The following is a 17,296-nucleotide window of genomic DNA, read 5'->3' on the forward strand; positions in this document are numbered from 1 at the left end:
TCGCCGACCACTTGGGTATGAGGTGAAGCTATGTTAAACCGCGAGCTCGAAGTCACCCTCAATCTTGCCTTCAAGGAGGCTCGTTCGAAGCGTCATGAATTCATGACCGTCGAACACCTGCTGCTGGCCCTATTGGACAATGAGGCTGCCGCCACCGTATTGCGTGCCTGCGGCGCAAACCTCGACAAACTCAAGCACGACCTGCAGGAGTTCATCGACTCCACCACGCCACTGATCCCCGTCCATGACGAAGATCGCGAAACCCAGCCAACACTGGGCTTCCAGCGTGTACTGCAACGTGCTGTCTTCCATGTGCAGAGCTCGGGCAAACGCGAAGTAACCGGCGCCAACGTGCTGGTTGCAATCTTCAGTGAGCAAGAGAGTCAGGCCGTATTCCTGCTGAAACAGCAGAGCGTTGCGCGCATTGATGTCGTCAATTACATCGCCCACGGCATTTCCAAAGTGCCAGGGCACGGCGATCACTCTGAAGGTGAACAAGATATGCAGGACGACGAGGGCGGTGAGTCTTCTTCTTCAGGCAATCCGCTGGATGCTTATGCCAGCAATCTCAACGAACTCGCACGCCAGGGTCGGATTGATCCGCTGGTCGGCCGCGAGATGGAAGTCGAGCGTGTCGCGCAGATTCTCGCGCGCCGGCGCAAGAACAATCCGTTGCTGGTCGGCGAGGCTGGCGTGGGTAAAACCGCGATTGCCGAAGGCCTGGCCAAGCGGATTGTCGACAACCAGGTGCCGGATCTGCTGGCCAACAGCGTCGTCTATTCGCTCGACCTCGGTGCACTGCTCGCAGGCACCAAGTATCGCGGTGATTTCGAGAAGCGCTTCAAGGCGCTACTCAATGAACTGAAAAAACGTCCGCAGGCGATCCTGTTCATCGACGAAATTCACACCATCATCGGTGCGGGCGCTGCGTCCGGTGGCGTAATGGATGCCTCGAACCTGCTCAAGCCGCTGCTGTCGTCTGGCGACATTCGCTGCATCGGCTCGACCACGTTCCAGGAATTTCGCGGCATCTTCGAGAAGGATCGTGCGCTGGCACGACGCTTCCAGAAGGTCGATGTCGTCGAACCGTCGGTGGAAGACACCATCGGTATCCTGCGCGGCCTGAAAGGGCGTTTCGAACAGCACCACAACATCGAATACAGCGATGAGTCGTTGCGCGCCGCTGCCGAGCTGGCATCGCGCTACATCAATGACCGGCATATGCCGGACAAGGCCATCGATGTGATCGATGAGGCGGGTGCCTATCAGCGCCTGCAGCCGGTCGAGATGCGCGTCAAACGCATCGAAGTGCCGCAGGTTGAAGACATTGTGGCGAAGATCGCGCGGATTCCGCCGAAGCACGTCACCAGCTCCGACAAGGAACTGCTGCGTAACCTGGAGCGCGACCTGAAGCTGACGGTGTTTGGTCAGGATGCGGCGATCGATTCGCTGTCGACCGCGATCAAACTGTCCCGTGCCGGCCTCAAGTCGCCTGACAAGCCAGTCGGTTCGTTCCTGTTCGCCGGTCCTACCGGTGTCGGTAAAACCGAGGCCGCGCGGCAACTGGCCAAGGCGTTGGGTATCGAACTGGTGCGCTTCGACATGTCCGAGTACATGGAGCGCCACACCGTATCGCGTCTGATCGGTGCGCCTCCGGGCTATGTCGGCTTTGATCAGGGCGGTCTGTTGACCGAAGCGATCACCAAGCAGCCGCACTGTGTATTGCTGCTCGATGAAATCGAGAAGGCGCATCCGGAAGTCTTCAACCTGCTGCTGCAGGTGATGGACCACGGCACGCTCACCGACAACAACGGGCGCAAGGCGGATTTCCGCAATGTGATCGTGATCATGACCACCAACGCCGGTGCCGAAACCGCGGCGCGTGCTTCGATCGGTTTCACCCATCAGGACCACTCGTCTGATGCGATGGAAGTGATCAAGAAGAGCTTCACGCCAGAGTTCCGTAACCGTCTGGACACCATTATCCAGTTTGGTCGCCTCAGCCATGAGGTCATCAAAAGCGTGGTGGACAAGTTCCTTACCGAACTGCAGGCGCAGCTGGAAGACAAGCGTGTGTTGCTGGAGGTTACCGATGCGGCGCGCAGTTGGCTGGCGGCCGGTGGGTATGACTCGGCGATGGGCGCACGTCCGATGGCGCGTCTGATCCAGGACAAGATCAAGCGTCCGCTGGCGGAGGAGATTCTGTTTGGCGAGCTGGCCGAGCATGGCGGTGTGGTGCACATCGACATCAAGGATGGTGAGTTGACGTTTGACTTTGAGACTACGGCGGAGATGGCCTGACTGCTTGGTTGTTGGTTTAGAGGGCGCCTTCGGGCGCCTTTTTGTTGGCTGATGTTTTTGGGTGTATATCCGTTGCTGCGGTAACGGCCACTTAGGGTTCCGCCCTTACGGCGGGTCACTTTTTCCAGACGCCGAAAAAGTAACCAAAAAGGCTTTACCCTGACGTTCGGCCCTCGCCTAGGCTCGGGTTCCTTCGCTCCGGTATTCATCCGGGGGCAGCGCCTACGGTTTGCTTCGCTGCACCTCCTCTCGCTGTGTTTGGCTGCGCCAAACGGTCGCTGCGCTCCCACCCCCGGATAAATCCCTCCACTCAGCCTGCCGACGGGCCCTGAGATCAAAAGCTTTACTCGAGCTAACGCTCATTGTGTTGAGTGGGGCGGCTTCGCCGCATGGGTGCACGCTCTCTAAATTGTAGGAGCCAGCCTGCTGGCGATGGCGGCCTGACAGCCGACCAATCTCTTGCTGATGCACCCGGCCCAATTGTGGGAGCTGGCTTGCCAGCGATGGCGGCCGACCAGCCTACCAATCTCCAACTGCCTAACCCAATCCACTGTGGGAGCGGGCTTGCTCGCGAAGGCGGCCTGTCAGCCGACCAAACTCCAAATGAAAACACCCAATCCCATGTAGCTGCCGAAGGCTGCGATCTTTTGATCTGGCTCTGGCTCTGGCTCTGGCTCTGGCTCTGGCTTTGGCTCTTGATGTGGCTTTTGATCTTCAGCCCCTTCGGCAGGCCGAGCGAAGGTGTCCATCAGGGGGTAGGCGCGCAGCGCCATGCGGCGAAGCCGCATACATCGAGAGGAGGTGCAGCGAAGCAAACCGGAGGCGATGCGCCCTGATGGGCACCGTAGCGAGGGAACACTGAGCCTCAGCGAAGTGCCGTACGCCGGGGCAAAGCCTTTTGGGTTACCTTTTCGGCGTTTGGAAAAGGTGACTCGCTGTAAGAGCGAAACCATAGGAGGCCGTTACCGCAGCAACGGATATACACCCAAAACCCAAACCCAAACCCAAATCGCAGACAAACAAAAACGCCCGGCAAAGCCGGGCGTCTTGTATTGACTTGATTAACGAGCGCGGTAAGTAATGCGCCCTTTGCTCAAGTCATAGGGCGTCAGCTCGACGCGCACTTTGTCACCGGTAAGAATACGAATGTAGTTCTTGCGCATCTTGCCGGAAATATGCGCGGTTACGACGTGCCCATTTTCCAACTCCACACGAAACATGGTGTTGGGCAGGGTGTCGACGACAGTGCCTTCCATTTCGAAGCTGTCTTCTTTCGACATGCAGTAAAGCCCTCGGTATCCAATGAATGGCCCGGTGCAACTGCGCCAGGCAAAAGCGGCGTGCATTGTGCCCGAAAAAGGGGGTTTAAGCCAAGGGGTTTACGGCTTGCGATCAGTTAAGAATCACCCAGCGCTGATTAATCAGCAATTCAATGGGGCGATACTGGGTCTTGTAGTTCATCTTTTTGCAGTTCTTGATCCAGTAACCGAGATACACCGCCTCTAGCCCCAGGCGCTGGCTTTCGGTGATTTGCCACAGGATTGCGAAACGACCCAGGCTGCGGCGCTCTTCGTCAGGTTCGTAGAAGGTATAGACCGCCGACAGGCCGTTGGGCAGCAGATCGGTCACCGCGACGGCGAGTAACCGTCCGTCGAGACGAAATTCATAAAAGCGCGAGAAGGGCAGATCGCGCACCAGAAAGGTCGAGAACTGGTCACGACTTGGCGGGTACATGTCGCCGTCGGCATGGCGCTGCTCGATGTAGCGCTGGTACAGATCGAAATATTCTTCGCTGAAGTGCGGTTTTACCGGGCGTACCTGCAGATCGGCATTGCGTTTGAAAATACGTTTCTGCTGGCGGTTGGGCAGGAACTGCGCCACCGGGATGCGTGCAGGCACGCACGCATTGCAATTCTGGCAATGGGGCCGATACAGATGATCGCCGCTGCGACGAAAACCCATTTCCGACAGGTCTGCGTAGACGTGCACATCCATGGGCTGACTCGGGTCGAGAAACAGCGTCGTCGCCTGCTCCTCGGGCAGATAACTGCAGGAATGAGGCTGAGTGGCATAGAACTTCAAGCGCGCCAACTCGGTCATGATCAACCCTCGGGATAAGCTGGTGAATTAAGTGTAAGCCACGCGCGCAAAAGTCGCTCAGCAAACCCAGGTGGCACGACTCGGTTGATCCAGGTGGCGAGCCAGATAGTCGGCGAATTCGTGGCGGGGGATCGCGCGGGCGCCGAGGCTGTGCAGATGATCGGTCGGCATCTGGCAGTCAATCAGAACGAATCCAGCGTCTTTCAAATGCTGCACCAGCGTGGCAAAGCCGAATTTGGAGGCGTTGTCGGCGCGGCTGAACATCGATTCGCCGAAAAACAGCTGACCCATCGCCAGGCCATACAGGCCGCCGACCAGTTGGCCATGATCCCAGACCTCTACCGAGTGGGCGAAGCCGCGGCGGTGCAGTTCGAGGTAGGCGTCCTGCATGGCTTCGGTGATCCAGGTGCCGTCGGCGTAATCCCTGGGGGCGGCGCAGGCACGGATCACGGCGTCGAAATCCTGATCGAAAGTCACCTGGTAGCGTTGCTTGCGCAGCAATTTGCCGAGGCTGCGCGAGACATGCAGTTCGTCGGGAAACAGCACGGTGCGTGGGTCCGGCGACCACCAGAGGATCGGCTGGCCTTCGGAGAACCACGGAAAACAGCCGTGCCGGTAAGCCTGCACCAGCCGATCGGCGGACAGATCGCCACCGGCAGCCAGCAATCCATTGGGATCGCGCATGGCCTTTTCCAGGGGCGGGAAGGTCAGGGAATTGCGTTGTAACCAAGTCAGCATGGCGTCCAGGCTTGCAGAAGGGGAGGGCAGTGCGGGCATCAGGCCCGCGATAAAGTGTGCCGTTAAATGACAGGAATGTCGTCCAGATACTTCTCCGCGTCCAGTGCCGCCATGCAGCCGGCGCCGGCCGAGGTCACGGCCTGGCGGTAGACGTGGTCGGCCACATCGCCGGCAGCGAAGACGCCGGGGATCTCCGTGGAGGTGGCGTCGCCGTCGCTGCCGCCCTTGACCAGCAGGTAGCCGTCGCGCATTGGTAATTGGCCCTGAAACAGGTCGGTGTTGGGTTTGTGGCCGATGGCGATGAACACGCCGGCCAGTGTCAGTTCGTGGGTCTGCCCGCTGTGGCTGTCACGCAGGCGCGCACCGGTCACGCCGCTGGCATCGCCCAGCACTTCGTCCAGATTCTGGTTCCAGTGCAGGCGAACATTGCCGCTGGCGGCTTTTTCGAACAGTTTGTCCTGAAGGATTTTCTCCGAGCGCAATTTGTCGCGGCGATGGATCAAATGCACCTCTTTGGCGATGTTCGACAGGTACAGCGCCTCCTCGACAGCGGTATTGCCGCCGCCCACCACGGCGACCACCTGATTGCGATAGAAGAAGCCGTCACAGGTCGCGCAGGCCGAAACCCCTTTGCCGGCGAAGGCTTCTTCCGAGGGCAGGCCCAGATACTGCGCCGAGGCGCCGGTGGCGATGATCAACGCGTCGCAGGTGTAAGTGCCGCTGTCGCCAATGAGTTCGAACGGGCGCTGCTGCAACTTGGCGGTGTGGATGTGGTCGTAAACGATCTCTGTGGCAAAGCGCTCGGCGTGTTTTTGCATGCGCTCCATCAGCGCCGGACCGGTCAGGCCTTCGACGTCGCCAGGCCAGTTGTCGACTTCGACGGTGGTGGTGAGCTGACCACCGGCCTGCAGCCCGGTAATTACCACCGGTTTGAGGTTGGCGCGGGCGGCGTACACGGCGGCGCTGTAACCGGCGGGGCCGGAACCGAGAATGATCAGGCGTGAATGCTTCGCTGCGTTCATCAAATACACCTCATAAGCCTTTGTCACAAAAGGCAATGCATGCTCAAATTGAACCGCAGGATTTGTGCGCTTGGCTATGCTCAGCTATGGGGTTTGAAGCATGGCATCAGCCGCACAAACCCGTACAATGCCGGGCTGTTACAGAATATTTGTAGAGCGCTGTGTTTATGGCTGTGTTTATAAAAGCTGCGGCACAGTGTTAAAAGTAGTCTCAGATGCGCCGGTTCACTTTTTTACCTGCCTGGATTGGGCAGTTTTTTATCGACATTCAATAGATGGACGCGCCCCGGGCGCAGGAAAAGAAGCGTTTTGAAGAAATCCACCGCAGCACCAAAAACAGTCGTTCCGCTCTGGCGCCAGCAATTGCACTACCGGCTCAAGGAAGGTGCATTGATCGCCATCGGTGCCTTGTGCCTGTTCCTGATGATGGCCTTGCTGACCTACGGCAAGGATGATCCGGGCTGGAGCCACAACAGCAAGATTGACGACGTGCAGAATTTTGGCGGCCCCGCCGGTTCTTACAGCGCCGACATCCTGTTCATGGTGCTGGGTTACTTCGCGTACATCTTCCCGCTGCTGCTGGCGGTCAAGGCGTATCAGATCTTCCGTCAACGTCACGAGCCGTGGCAGTGGAGCGGCTGGCTGTTCTCCTGGCGTCTGATCGGTCTGGTGTTCCTAGTGCTGTCCGGCGCTGCGCTGGCGCATATCCATTTTCACGCCGCCACCGGCCTGCCGGCGGGCGCGGGCGGGGCGCTGGGCGAAAGTCTCGGTGATCTGGCGCGCAACGCGCTGAATATCCAGGGCAGCACGCTGTTGTTCATTGCGCTGTTCCTGTTTGGCCTGACGGTGTTCACCGACCTGTCGTGGTTCAAGGTGATGGACGTCACCGGCAAGATCACTCTCGACCTGTTCGAACTGTTTCAGGGCGCGATCAACCGCTGGTGGTCGGCCCGAACCGAGCGTAAGCAACTGGTTGCGCAACTGCGTGAAGTCGATGATCGCGTTCACGATGTGGTCGCCCCGACTGTCACCGACAAGCGTGAACAGGCCAAGGTCAAGGAACGTCTGATCGAGCGCGAGCAGGCCCTGAGCAAGCACATGTCCGATCGCGAGAAGCAGGTACCGCCGGTCATCGCCCCGGCCCCGGCCAAGGCGCCGGAGCCAAGCAAGCGTGTGCAGAAAGAGAAACAGGTGCCGTTGTTCGTCGACAGCGCCGTGGAAGGCACCTTGCCGCCGATCTCGATCCTCGATCCTGCGGAAAAGAAACAACTCAACTATTCGCCTGAGTCACTGGCAGCGGTCGGCCACTTGCTGGAGATCAAGCTCAAGGAGTTCGGCGTCGAAGTCACCGTGGACTCGATCCATCCGGGTCCGGTGATTACCCGTTACGAAATCCAGCCTGCAGCCGGCGTCAAAGTCAGCCGCATCGCCAACCTGGCGAAAGACCTTGCACGTTCGCTGGCCGTGACCAGTGTGCGGGTGGTCGAGGTGATTCCGGGCAAGACCACGGTCGGTATCGAGATCCCCAATGAAGACCGGCAGATCGTGCGTTTCTCCGAAGTGCTGTCGACTCCCGAGTACGACAACTTCAAATCGCCGGTCACCCTGGCCCTGGGTCACGACATTGGTGGCAAACCGGTCATCACCGACCTGGCGAAGATGCCGCACCTGCTGGTTGCCGGTACCACCGGTTCCGGTAAATCGGTGGGCGTGAACGCGATGATCCTGTCGATCCTGTTCAAATCCGGCCCGGACGACGCCAAACTGATCATGATCGACCCGAAAATGCTTGAGCTGTCGATCTATGAAGGCATTCCGCACCTGCTGTGCCCGGTAGTGACCGACATGAAGGACGCGGCCAACGCCCTGCGCTGGAGCGTTGCCGAGATGGAACGTCGTTACAAGCTGATGGCGAAGATGGGCGTGCGTAACCTGTCCGGCTTCAACGCCAAGGTCAAGGAAGCGCAGGATGCCGGCGAGCCGTTGAGCGATCCGCTGTACAAGCGCGAAAGCATTCACGACGAAGCGCCGCTACTGCAGAAGCTGCCGACCATCGTCGTGGTGGTCGACGAATTCGCCGACATGATGATGATCGTCGGCAAGAAGGTTGAAGAACTGATTGCGCGTATCGCACAGAAAGCGCGTGCCGCCGGTATTCACCTGATCCTCGCGACCCAGCGACCTTCGGTGGACGTGATCACCGGTCTGATCAAGGCCAACATTCCGACGCGTATGGCGTTCCAGGTGTCGAGCAAGATCGACTCGCGGACCATCATCGACCAGGGTGGCGCCGAACAACTGCTCGGTCACGGTGACATGCTCTACATGCCACCGGGCACCAGCCTGCCGATCCGGGTGCACGGCGCGTTCGTTTCCGACGATGAAGTGCACCGCGTGGTCGAAGCCTGGAAACTGCGTGGCGCACCGGAATACAACGATGACATCCTCAACGGTGTTGAAGAGGCGGGCAGCGGTTTCGAAGGCAGCAGCGGTGGCGGTGACGGTGATGATCCGGAAGCCGACGCGCTGTATGACGAAGCCGTACAGTTCGTCCTGGAAAGCCGCCGGGCGTCGATTTCCGCGGTACAGCGCAAGCTGAAGATTGGTTACAACCGCGCTGCGCGCATGATCGAAGCCATGGAAATGGCCGGGGTCGTCACCTCAATGAACACCAACGGTTCGCGTGAAGTTCTGGCCCCGGGCCCGGTTCGCGACTGACTGCAAAAGCAAAAGGCGGGACAATGATGTGCCGCCGCTCTCCCAACGAGTATTCAAGAGGACTCCCATGCGTCTTATCCGCATGCTGTTGCCAGTACTGGCGCTGACCACGTTCGCGGCCCACGCCGACGACAAGGACGTGGCGCGTCTGACCCAATTGCTGGAAACATCGAAAACCCTGATCGCGAACTTCTCGCAGCTGACCCTCGACGGCAGCGGCACGCAGTTGCAGGAAACTCGCGGTGATATGGTTCTGCAGCGTCCGGGCCTGTTCTACTGGCACACCGAAGCGCCAAACGAGCAGACCATGGTCTCTGATGGCAAGAAGGTCACCCTGTGGGACCCGGATCTGGAGCAGGCAACCATCAAGAAGCTCGACGAGCGTCTGACCCAGACCCCGGCGCTGCTGCTGTCCGGTGACGTGTCGAAGATCAGCCAGAGCTTCGAGATCAGCGCGAAAGAGGCGGGCGGCGTGATCGACTTCACCCTCAAGCCGAAGACCAAAGACACCCTGTTCGACAGCCTGCGCCTGTCGTTCCGCAACGGCCTGGTCAATGACATGCAACTGATCGACAGCGTTGGTCAGCGCACCAACATCCTGTTCACCGGGGTCAAGGCCAACGAAGCGGTGTCGGCGTCGAAGTTCAAGTTCGACATCCCGAAGGGTGCTGACGTTATCCAGGAATAAACGCATAACCTTGTGGGAGGGGGCTTGCTCCCGAAGGCGGTGGATCAGTCGCCATCGATGTCGAATGGCACACCGCTTTCGCGAGCAAGCCCGCTCCCACAGGGGTAAATGATCGGTCTCAAGATCAAATAGAGGTTTCAACGCTACGTGATGGATCTGTTTCGCAGTGCACCGATTGCCCAGCCACTGGCCGCGCGTTTGCGTGCGACCAATCTGGATGAGTATGTCGGTCAGGAGCACGTGCTCGCTCGCGGCAAGCCTCTGCGTGAGGCGCTGGAGCAGGGTGCCCTGCATTCGATGATCTTCTGGGGGCCGCCGGGCGTGGGCAAGACCACCCTGGCGCGATTGCTCGCGGAAGTCTCGGATGCGCACTTCGAAACGGTCTCGGCGGTGCTTGCCGGGGTCAAGGAGATCCGTCAGGCCGTTGAAATCGCCAAACAGCAGGCCGGCCAATACGGCAAGCGCACCATTCTGTTCGTCGATGAAGTGCACCGCTTCAACAAATCGCAGCAGGATGCGTTCCTGCCGTACGTCGAAGACGGCACGCTGATTTTCATCGGTGCCACCACCGAAAACCCTTCATTTGAATTGAACAACGCGCTGTTGTCGCGGGCCCGTGTCTATGTGCTGAAAAGCCTCGACGAGACCGCGCTGCGCAAACTGGTACATCGCGCGCTCACCGAAGAGCGCGGGCTGGGCAAACGCAACCTGACCCTCAGCGATGAAGGCTTCCAGATGCTGCTGTCGGCCGCCGATGGTGATGGCCGGCGCCTGCTCAATCTGCTGGAGAACGCCTCGGATCTGGCTGAAGACAACAGCGAGATGGGCACCGAGCTGCTGCAAAGCCTGCTCGGCGATACCCGACGGCGCTTCGACAAGGGCGGCGAAGCGTTCTACGACCAGATCTCCGCGCTGCACAAATCGGTACGCGGCTCCAACCCCGACGGCGCGCTGTACTGGTTCGCGCGGATGATCGACGGCGGCTGCGATCCGTTGTACCTGGCGCGGCGCGTGGTGCGTATGGCCAGCGAAGACATTGGCAACGCCGACCCGCGCGCCCTGAGCCTGTGCCTGGCGGCGTGGGAAGTGCAGGAGCGTCTTGGCAGCCCCGAAGGCGAGCTGGCGGTGGCCCAGGCCATCACTTATCTGGCCTGTGCACCGAAAAGCAACGCGGTGTACATGGGCTTCAAGACCGCGCTGCGCGCCGCTGCCGAGTACGGTTCGCTGGAAGTGCCGCTGCACTTGCGCAATGCACCGACCAAACTCATGAAACAACTGGGTTACGGCGACGAATACCGCTACGCCCACGATGAACCGGATGCCTATGCCGCCGGCGAAGATTATTTCCCGGAAGAGCTCGAACCGATCCCGTTCTATCAACCGGTGCCCCGTGGCCTGGAATTGAAGATCGGCGAGAAGCTCAACCACCTTGCCCAACTCGACCGTTTAAGCCCAAGACAGCGGAGAAAATAGTGCTTCCATTGATCGTTGCAGTCTCCGTCGGCGGGATTGCCGGCACCCTGTTGCGCTTCGCCACCGGCAATTGGGTCAACGCCAATTGGCCGCGGCACTTCTATACCGCGACGCTGGCCGTTAATATCGTGGGCTGTCTGCTGATTGGCGTGTTGTACGGCCTGTTTTTGATACGCCCGGAGGTGCCGATCGAGGTGCGTGCCGGGTTGATGGTCGGCTTCCTCGGGGGGCTGACGACTTTTTCATCCTTTTCACTGGATACGGTGCGCCTGCTGGAAAGCGGGCAAGTGCCGCTGGCCCTGGGCTATGCGGCGATCAGCGTATTCGGCGGGCTGCTCGCGACGTGGGCCGGCCTGTCCCTGACCAAACTTTGATAACGAGAAACCGACATGCTCGATTCCAAACTGTTACGTAGCAACCTTCAGGACGTAGCGGACCGCCTGGCTTCCCGTGGCTTTGCCCTGGATACCGCGCGCATCGAAGCGCTGGAAGAACAGCGCAAGACCGTCCAGACCCGCACCGAAGCACTGCAGGCTGAGCGTAACGCGCGTTCCAAATCCATCGGTCAGGCCAAGCAGCGCGGCGAAGACATCGCGCCGCTGATGGCGGACGTCGAGCGCATGGCGGGCGAGCTGAGTGCCGGTAAAGTCGAGCTGGACGCGATCCAGACCGAGCTGGACTCGATTCTGCTGGGTATCCCCAACCTGCCGCACGAATCGGTACCGGTCGGCAAAGACGAAGACGATAACGTTGAAGTGCGCCGCTGGGGCACGCCGACGCAGTTCGATTTCGAAGTGAAAGACCACGTTGCACTGGGCGAGAAGTTCGGCTGGCTGGACTTTGAAACCGCCGCCAAGCTGTCCGGCGCCCGTTTTGCTCTGCTGCGCGGTCCGATCGCCCGTCTGCACCGCGCTCTGGCGCAGTTCATGATCAACCTGCACGTCAACGAGCACGGCTACGAAGAGGCCTACACGCCTTACCTGGTCCAGGCCCCGGCGCTGCAAGGCACCGGTCAGCTGCCGAAGTTCGAAGAAGACCTGTTCAAGATCGCTCGCGAAGGCGAAGCCGATCTGTACCTGATCCCGACGGCCGAAGTGTCGCTGACCAACATTGTGGCCGGTGAAATCGTCGACTCGAAACTGCTGCCGATCAAGTTCGTCGCCCACACCCCATGCTTCCGCAGCGAGGCCGGTGCGTCGGGCCGTGACACTCGCGGCATGATCCGTCAGCACCAGTTCGACAAGGTTGAAATGGTCCAGATCGTCGAGCCGTCGACTTCGATGGAAGCGCTGGAAGGCCTGACCGCCAACGCCGAAAAAGTCCTGCAACTGCTGGGTCTGCCTTACCGCACCCTGGCGCTGTGCACCGGCGACATGGGCTTCAGTGCTGTGAAAACCTATGACCTCGAAGTGTGGATTCCGAGCCAGGACAAGTACCGCGAAATTTCGTCGTGCTCCAACTGCGGCGACTTCCAGGCCCGCCGCATGCAGGCGCGTTTCCGCAACCCGGAAACTGGCAAGCCTGAGCTGGTACACACTCTCAACGGTTCCGGCCTGGCGGTCGGTCGTACGTTGGTGGCGGTGCTGGAAAACTACCAGCAGGCCGACGGTTCGATCCGTGTGCCGGACGTGCTGAAGCCGTACATGGGTGGCCTTGAGGTCATCGGTTAAATGAAATATCTGCCGCTGTTTCACAACCTGCGCGGCAGTCGTGTGTTGGTGGTCGGTGGGGGGGAAATTGCCTTGCGCAAATCCCGCCTGTTGGCCGATGCCGGTGCGCTGCTGCGGGTGGTCGCACCTGAAATCGAAGCACAACTGCGCGAACTGGTCACCGCCAGCGGTGGTGAGTGCCTGCTGCGCGGTTACGTGGAAGCGGATCTGGACGGTTGCGGGCTGATCATCGCCGCCACTGACGATGAAACGCTCAACGCCCAGGTCTCCAGCGATGCCCATCGGCGTTGCGTGCCGGTCAACGTGGTAGATGCGCCGCAGCTATGCAGCGTGATCTTCCCGGCAATCGTTGACCGCTCGCCGCTGATCATCGCGGTGTCCAGCGGCGGCGATGCGCCAGTGCTGGCGCGGCTGATTCGCGCCAAGATCGAAACCTGGATTCCTTCGACCTACGGCCAACTGGCCGGTCTTGCCGCGCGTTTCCGCAATCAGGTGAAAAACCTGTTTCCGGATGTGCAGCAGCGCCGTGGTTTCTGGGAAGACGTGTTTCAGGGCCCGATTGCCGACCGGCAACTGGCCGGGCAGGGCACTGAGGCCGAGCGGCTGTTGCAGGCCAAGATTGATGGCGAAGCGACTGTTACTACCGGCGAGGTGTATCTGGTGGGGGCAGGGCCGGGTGATCCGGATCTGCTGACCTTCCGCGCCTTGCGCCTGATGCAGCAAGCCGACGTAGTGCTGTACGACCGCTTGGTCGCTCCGGCGATTCTTGAGCTGTGCCGTCGCGATGCCGAGCGCGTCTATGTCGGCAAGCGTCGCTCTGATCATGCGGTGCCACAGGATCAGATCAACCAGCAACTGGTGGATCTGGCCAAGGCAGGCAAACGCGTGGTGCGCTTGAAGGGCGGTGACCCGTTCATCTTCGGTCGCGGTGGTGAAGAAATCGAAGAGCTGGCGGCCCACGGGATTCCGTTCCAGGTGGTGCCGGGGATCACGGCGGCCAGCGGTTGCGCGGCGTATGCCGGGATTCCGCTGACCCACCGCGATTACGCGCAGTCGGTGCGCTTCGTCACCGGGCACCTGAAGGACGGTTCCACCGATCTGCCGTGGGCCGACCTCGTCGCCCCGGCGCAGACGCTGGTGTTCTACATGGGCCTGGTCGGCTTGCCGGTGATCTGCGAGCAGTTGATCAAGCACGGTCGCAGCGCGGACACCCCGGCGGCGTTGATCCAGCAGGGCACCACAGTCAATCAGCGAGTCTTCACCGGCACGCTGGCCGACCTGCCGCGTCTGGTGGCGGAGCATGAAGTGCATGCGCCGACACTGGTGATCGTCGGTGAAGTGGTGCAGCTGCGCGAGAAACTGGCGTGGTTCGAAGGGGCTCAGGCGCAGGTCTGAAAACCGAGTTGCCCTCATTCGCGAGCAAGCCCGCTCCCACACTGGATCTGTGTCATGCACAAATCACCTGTGGGAGCGAGCCTGCTCGCGAAGAGGCCCTCAAACACACCGAATCAATCAGCCTCTACGCCAAACCCCTTTCCCGTTGAGCCGCGCCCGATCATGCGCCCCGCTGAAATCCTGCTTCGGCCCCTTCGGCACAATCCCCGTCGGATTGATGGTCTTGTGGCTGCCGTAGTAGTGGTTTTTGATGTGCTGAAAATCCACCGTCTCGCCAATCCCCGGCCACTGATACAGCTCTCGCAGCCAGTTCGACAGGTTCGGGTAATCGGCAATCCGCCGCAGATTGCACTTGAAGTGCCCGTGGTACACCGCATCGAAGCGAATCAGCGTGGTGAACAGTCGCACATCGGCCTCGGTCAGGTATTCACCCGTCAGATAGCGATTGGCGCCCAGCACCCGTTCCAAGTGATCCAGCTCGGCAAACACTTCATCGAACGCCTCTTCATAGGCGTGTTGCGAGGTGGCGAACCCGGCGCGATACACGCCGTTGTTCACCGCCGGATAAATCCGTTCGTTCAGTGCATCGATCTCGCCGCGTAACGGTGCCGGGTAGAAGTCCAGTTCGTTACCGGTCAGGCCATCGAACGCGCTGTTGAACATGCGGATGATTTCCGCCGACTCATTGCTGACAATGCGCTTGAGCTTTTTGTCCCACAGCACCGGCACAGTGACACGGCCGGTGTAGTCCGGCGTGTCGGCGGTGTAGCGCTGGTGCATGAAGTCGAAGTGATCGAGCTTGTCGCCAGTCGAGCCAAGGGCCTTGTCGAAGGTCCAGCCGTTTTCCAGCATCAGCCAGCTGACCACGGACACGTCGATCAGGCTTTCCAGACCTTTGAGCTTGCGCAGAATCAGCGTGCGGTGCGCCCACGGGCAGGCGAGCGACACATAAAGGTGATAGCGCCCGGCTTCGGCGGCGAAACCGCCTTCACCGCTCGGCCCGGGCTGGCCGTCAGTGGTGACCCAATTGCGCCGTTGCGCCTGTTCGCGCTGAAAGGCGCCGTCTTTGCTGCTTTCGTACCACTTGTCCTGCCAGTGGCCATCGACGAGTAAACCCATGATCAAGACTCCTGATTCCAATAAGCGTTGGAGCCGAGTCTATTCCGATGAGTTCGAACAAAAAGCGCAAAGATCGGGCGTCTATGATCGGTTAAATCGATTTGTTGCGCGCCGCCCAGTATTGCTCGGCGGTTTCGAACGCTTGCTCGCGACTTTGACCGAGACCGCGCAGGGCCAAGGCCATGGTCGAGATCAGGGCCATTTGCGGATAGCTGTCGACCACCTCGCCACGCCACACCGCTTTCAGATGTTCAACGTCCAGCGAGGCCGGTTTGACGTGGCGCTGACTGGACAGTTGCGGCCATTCCTCGTCCCAGCTCTCGCCGCCCTTGGTGCCGTACAGATGGCTGTCGGCATCCGGGTTGATCTCGATTTCGCCGCCGTCACCCTTGACCACGATCGCCGTGTCGCCGAGCAGACCACTGGCCTCGCGATGTACCGCTTGATAGCCCGGATGAAAAATACTTTGCAGACCACACCGCGCGCGCAGCGGGTTGAGGATGCGTGCCAGCGAATGGATCGGCGAACGCAGGCCCATGGTGTTGCGCAGGTCGATCATCTTCTGCAACTGCGGCGCCCAGTCGATCAGCGGCATGAACGCCAGACCGCCGTGGTCCAGCGCGCTGCCGACCTGCGCCCAGGTGCGGCACAGCGGGATGTTCAGCTCGCCAAGCAGTTGTTCGGTGTACAGGCGCCCGGCGGTGTGCGCGCCGCCGCCGTGCATGAAAATCCGCACGCCGTTTTGCGCCAGGCACTTGGCCGACAGCAGGTACCACGGCAGATGGCGTTTCTTGCCGGCGTAGGTCGGCCAGTCCAGATCGACATTCAGCGCCGGTGCCTGCAAGCGCTCGCGCAAGGCCTCGGTGAAGCCGGCCATTTCCTCGGCGCTTTCTTCCTTGTGCCGCAGCAGCATCAGAAACGCCCCGAGCTGGGTGTCTTCGACTTTGTCATCGAGCACCATGCCCATGGCTTCCCGGGCTTCTTCACGGGTCAGGTCGCGAGCGCCGCGTTTGCCCTTGCCGAGGATCCGTACGAACTGCGCGAACGGGTGTTCGGCGGGCGTTTCAAGGGTCAGCGCTGGAAAGTCGGTCATAAGCAATTCGTCGGTTTGGGCAGGCCCGCCAGTTTCGCGGCGAGTTTGGCAGGGGTGCCTTTGAACAGTCGGTTCAGGTGCAGGCTGTTGCCTTTGTCCGGGCCGAGTTTGAGTGCGGTGTACTTGATCAGCGGACGGGTGGCCGGTGACAGCTGGAACTCTGCGTAAAAGCTGCGCAGCAGTTCGAGGACTTCCCAGTGTTCGGGAGTCAGTTCGATGTCTTCAGCGGCGGCAAGGGCGCTGGCAACGTCATGGGACCAGTCGTCGAGGTCGACCAGAAAGCCGTCCTTGTCCAGTTCGATGGCGCGGGCGCCGACAGTCATCGAGTTCATAGCCAACTGTTGACCTTGTCGTGATGGATCGACAGTTCGACGAACGCCGGGTAATCGATGGCTTCAGCCCAGTCGGGAGCAACGATGGCACGGGCCTGCAGGTCTTCGGCGAGGGCGAACAGCTTGACCCGGCGCTCGTTCAGCGTGGCGAATGGCGCAGTGCCCGGTTGCAGGGCGTAAACCGCATCACCGGATAACAGTAAGGCGTCGGCAGCGCCGATCACGCGCAGGCAACTGCTCAGGCGATCATCGCCGAACGGGGAATGAGACAACACATGCAAAGTCGACATCAGAGGGTGATCACCTGGTCGTAACGGTCAATAAGGGCGGTGATTTCGCTGGCGCCAAGCGGCTGCGCTTCGTCCAGCGACAGCGTGCTCAGGCCACGGGCGCTGGCGCTGTCGGTGCAGTAGAACAGTTCTTCAACGCCGAACATCGGCAGCGCCTGCAGATTGGCACTGAGGTCTTTCTGTTGCAGGGCCTTGGCGTTCTGCCCGGCGGCCAGTTGCAACACGCCATCGTCGAGAAACAGCAGGCCGATCGGCAGATCGAACGCGCCGCCGGCGAGGACGATGTCCAGCGCTTCGCGGGCGCCGGGGCCGGACCATGGCGACTGGCGGCTGATGATCAACAGGGATTTGGCCATT

16 protein-coding genes are annotated in these 17,296 nt (G+C 60.4%); 7 read left to right on the top strand and 9 right to left on the bottom strand.

All coding sequences use genetic code 11. The annotated features are described in order from the left end of the window. Positions 1–30: 30 nt before the first annotated feature. Positions 31–2,301 carry an ATP-dependent Clp protease ATP-binding subunit ClpA gene (clpA, locus tag CRO59_RS13775; RefSeq protein ID WP_097088113.1) on the top strand — a complete coding sequence of 757 codons (2,271 nt, stop codon included), beginning with the start codon at positions 31–33 and terminating at the stop codon, positions 2,299–2,301. 1,061 nt (positions 2,302–3,362) lie between these two features. Here clpA and infA read toward each other — a convergent pair. From infA to trxB, 4 genes are all read right to left on the bottom strand, one after another. Further along, the gene (gene infA, locus CRO59_RS13785) at positions 3,363–3,581 is read right to left on the bottom strand and encodes a translation initiation factor IF-1 (RefSeq protein ID WP_002553999.1); all 219 of its coding nucleotides are present in this window, start codon (positions 3,579–3,581) and stop codon (positions 3,363–3,365) included. A gap of 112 nt (positions 3,582–3,693) precedes the next feature. After that, positions 3,694–4,401 carry an arginyltransferase gene (locus CRO59_RS13790; RefSeq protein ID WP_027614671.1) on the bottom strand — a complete coding sequence of 236 codons (708 nt, stop codon included), beginning with the start codon at positions 4,399–4,401 and terminating at the stop codon, positions 3,694–3,696. Between the two features lie 57 nt (positions 4,402–4,458). Next, positions 4,459–5,139, bottom strand: coding sequence for a leucyl/phenylalanyl-tRNA--protein transferase (aat, locus tag CRO59_RS13795; RefSeq protein ID WP_096795635.1), 681 nt, complete (start codon positions 5,137–5,139; stop codon positions 4,459–4,461). Positions 5,140–5,201: 62 nt separating this feature from the next. Further along, positions 5,202–6,161 (bottom strand): thioredoxin-disulfide reductase, encoded by a 960-nt coding sequence (gene trxB, locus CRO59_RS13800; protein WP_097088110.1) that lies wholly within the window; start codon positions 6,159–6,161, stop codon positions 5,202–5,204. A 309-nt stretch (positions 6,162–6,470) separates the two neighbouring features. On the opposite strand from trxB, the gene CRO59_RS13805 reads away from it, so the two are divergent. The 6 genes from CRO59_RS13805 to cysG all read left to right on the top strand — a co-directional run bounded on the left by CRO59_RS13805 (position 6,471) and on the right by cysG (position 14,105). Further along, on the top strand, positions 6,471–8,879 hold the full coding sequence (locus CRO59_RS13805; protein ID WP_095138945.1) for a DNA translocase FtsK: 2,409 nt from the start codon (positions 6,471–6,473) through the stop codon (positions 8,877–8,879). Positions 8,880–8,946: 67 nt separating this feature from the next. Further along, positions 8,947–9,567 (top strand): outer membrane lipoprotein chaperone LolA, encoded by a 621-nt coding sequence (gene lolA / locus CRO59_RS13810; protein ID WP_097088108.1) that lies wholly within the window; start codon positions 8,947–8,949, stop codon positions 9,565–9,567. Positions 9,568–9,717: 150 nt separating this feature from the next. Next, positions 9,718–11,040 carry a replication-associated recombination protein A gene (locus CRO59_RS13815; RefSeq protein ID WP_003223849.1) on the top strand — a complete coding sequence of 441 codons (1,323 nt, stop codon included), beginning with the start codon at positions 9,718–9,720 and terminating at the stop codon, positions 11,038–11,040. Next, a complete protein-coding gene (gene crcB, locus CRO59_RS13820) occupies positions 11,040–11,414 on the top strand; it encodes a fluoride efflux transporter CrcB (RefSeq protein WP_027614675.1) in 375 nt (124 codons plus the stop codon). Before CRO59_RS13815 ends, crcB begins: the two co-directional genes overlap by 1 nt. Before the next feature lie 15 nt (positions 11,415–11,429). After that, complete coding sequence (gene serS / locus CRO59_RS13825; RefSeq protein ID WP_003223852.1) at positions 11,430–12,710, top strand: serine--tRNA ligase; 1,281 nt, start codon at positions 11,430–11,432, stop codon at positions 12,708–12,710. Next, positions 12,711–14,105 carry a siroheme synthase CysG gene (gene cysG / locus CRO59_RS13830; protein ID WP_097088106.1) on the top strand — a complete coding sequence of 465 codons (1,395 nt, stop codon included), beginning with the start codon at positions 12,711–12,713 and terminating at the stop codon, positions 14,103–14,105. Between the two features lie 117 nt (positions 14,106–14,222). Here the strand turns inward: cysG and CRO59_RS13835 are convergent, their stop codons facing one another. The 5 genes from CRO59_RS13835 to tusC form a co-directional block, all read right to left on the bottom strand. Beyond that, on the bottom strand, positions 14,223–15,224 hold the full coding sequence (locus CRO59_RS13835; protein WP_097088104.1) for a glutathione S-transferase family protein: 1,002 nt from the start codon (positions 15,222–15,224) through the stop codon (positions 14,223–14,225). A gap of 91 nt (positions 15,225–15,315) precedes the next feature. Beyond that, positions 15,316–16,317: a glycosyl transferase family protein gene (locus CRO59_RS13840; RefSeq protein ID WP_097088102.1), complete on the bottom strand. Its 1,002-nt coding sequence runs from the start codon at positions 16,315–16,317 to the stop codon at positions 15,316–15,318. After that, the gene (locus CRO59_RS13845) at positions 16,314–16,649 is read right to left on the bottom strand and encodes a TusE/DsrC/DsvC family sulfur relay protein (RefSeq protein WP_097088100.1); all 336 of its coding nucleotides are present in this window, start codon (positions 16,647–16,649) and stop codon (positions 16,314–16,316) included. Before CRO59_RS13845 ends, CRO59_RS13840 begins: the two co-directional genes overlap by 4 nt. Then, positions 16,646–16,939: a sulfurtransferase complex subunit TusB gene (gene tusB / locus CRO59_RS13850; RefSeq protein ID WP_027614680.1), complete on the bottom strand. Its 294-nt coding sequence runs from the start codon at positions 16,937–16,939 to the stop codon at positions 16,646–16,648. The genes CRO59_RS13845 and tusB overlap by 4 nt, the downstream gene beginning before the upstream one ends. Beyond that, on the bottom strand, positions 16,939–17,295 hold the full coding sequence (gene tusC, locus CRO59_RS13855) for a sulfurtransferase complex subunit TusC (RefSeq protein ID WP_047295096.1): 357 nt from the start codon (positions 17,293–17,295) through the stop codon (positions 16,939–16,941). The genes tusB and tusC overlap by 1 nt, the downstream gene beginning before the upstream one ends. Position 17,296: the final 1 nt, after the last annotated feature.

It is taken from the genome of Pseudomonas sp. LAMO17WK12:I5 (genome assembly GCF_900215165.1).
Lineage (GTDB): Bacteria > Pseudomonadota > Gammaproteobacteria > Pseudomonadales > Pseudomonadaceae > Aquipseudomonas > Aquipseudomonas putida_A.